A 1,584-nucleotide genomic window follows, 5' to 3' on the forward strand; every position below is an offset into this window, starting at 1 on the left:
AACACGACCGGAATTCCCCTCGATCCCGATTCAATCCGCCGGAGGCCCGAATGAGACCTGACCCACCCCCCGGCGCCGGACGTTCCGACCGGCGTCAGCCCACTGCCTCCTCGGCCTCGGCGTCGGGCGGCCCGAAGCGGGCGCGGATCCGGCCCTCGATCTGGTCGCGCGCCTGGCGGTAGGCGGCGAGCTTCGCCGCGCGGTCCTCGCCGAGCCCGGTCGGATCGAAGGTCGGCCAGTATTCGACGTCGATGGCGTGGTAGCGGGTATATTCCTGCGCCTGGCGCATGGCGGCCGGCGACAGCGCGACGATGAGGTCGTAGGCGTCGATCCGGTCGCCCCATTCCTCCATCTCCTGGAAGCTGCGCGTGCGGTGCCGGCCGAGCGGCACGCCGATCTCCTCGCAGACCGCGACCGAGAAGCCGTCGATGTCGAGCTCGTTCTTCACCCCGGCCGACTGCACGTAGATGCGGCTGCCGTAGAACTTCTTCATGATCCCCTCGGCCATCGGCGAGCGGACGGCGTTGTAATCGCAGCAGAAAAGCACCGAATGGGGGTTCGAGCTCAAGCGGTCAGCCCTTGAAGTGCAGCACGCAGATCAGGGTGAAGAGCCGCCGCGCCGTCGCCATGTCGGTGTCGACCTTGCCCTTCAGCCGCTCGAGCAGGATGCGCGACCCCTCGTTGTGGATGCCGCGCCGGCCCATGTCGATCGCCTCGATCTGCGACGCCGGCAGCCGCTTCACCGCGTCGAAGTAGCTGCCGCAGATCTGGAAATAGTCCTTCACCACCTGGTTGAAGGGGGTGAGCGAGAGGTGGAACTCGCCCGCGGTCCCGGAGTCCGCCGTCACCTGGAAGACGAGGCGGCGCTCGCGGATGGCGAGGCTCAGCCGGTAGGGGCCGGGCGGGGCGGGACGACCGTCGCGCGCCGGCAGGGCGAAGCGGTTCTCCTCGAGCAGATCGTAGATCGCCACCCGCCGCTCCTGCTCGATCTCGGGCGTCGGCGGCGCGAGGCCGGTTTCGTCGAGGTTGATCTCGATCAGCCGGTCGGTGCCTTGCGGCTCGGAATCGGGCGCGGGAACGGGCATGGGTTTCATCCCTCGTTGAGCCGGTCGAGCCGGACGCGGATCGAGAGGCCGTGCGCCTCGAGCCCCTCGCAGGCGGCGAGGCGCTCGGCGGCAGGGCCGACCCGCGCGAGCGCCGCCGGGCTCATGCGCGCGATGGTCGTGCGCTTCATGAAGTCGAGCACCGAGAGGCCGGAGGAGAAGCGGGCGGAGCGCGCCGTGGGCAGCACGTGGTTCGGCCCGCCGACATAGTCCCCGATCGCTTCCGGGGAGAGCGGCCCGACGAAGATGGCGCCGGCGTGGCGGATGCGCGCGGCGAGCGCGTCCGCGTCCGAGGTGCAGATCTCGAGGTGCTCGGGCGCGATGCGGTCGGCGAGCGCCGCCGCCTCGTCCCAGTCGCGCACCGTGACAACGGCGCCGTGCGCGCGCCAGCTCGCGCCGGCGATCTCGCGTCGGGCGAGGCCGGCGAGGCGCGCCTCGACGGCGGCGGCGACCGTGCGGCCGAAGGCCGCGTCGTCGGTGA

At 71.2% G+C, this 1,584-nt stretch carries 3 protein-coding genes; all 3 read right to left on the reverse strand.

Annotated elements, in window-relative coordinates:
* Positions 1-94: 94 nt before the first annotated feature.
* A complete protein-coding gene (locus tag Q0112_RS17580; RefSeq protein ID WP_297977312.1) occupies positions 95-568 on the reverse strand; it encodes a low molecular weight phosphatase family protein in 474 nt (157 codons plus the stop codon).
* Positions 569-572: 4 nt separating this feature from the next.
* Positions 573-1,085, reverse strand: a complete 513-nt coding sequence (locus tag Q0112_RS17585) for a UPF0262 family protein (RefSeq protein WP_297977313.1) — start codon at positions 1,083-1,085, stop codon at positions 573-575.
* A 5-nt stretch (positions 1,086-1,090) separates the two neighbouring features.
* Positions 1,091-1,584, reverse strand: a 494-nt coding sequence (locus Q0112_RS17590; protein ID WP_297977315.1) for a histidinol dehydrogenase, incomplete at its 5' end; no start/stop codon positions are given.

Origin of the sequence: uncultured Amaricoccus sp., assembly GCF_937858865.1 — a bacterium.
Taxonomy (GTDB): Bacteria; Pseudomonadota; Alphaproteobacteria; order Rhodobacterales; family Rhodobacteraceae; genus Amaricoccus.

Excerpts from the sequence above, each read along its gene's own strand:
- Q0112_RS17585 (WP_297977313.1), bottom strand. The coding sequence starts at position 1,085 with ATGCCCGTTCCCGCGCCCGATTCCGAGCCGCAAGGCACCGACCGGCTG.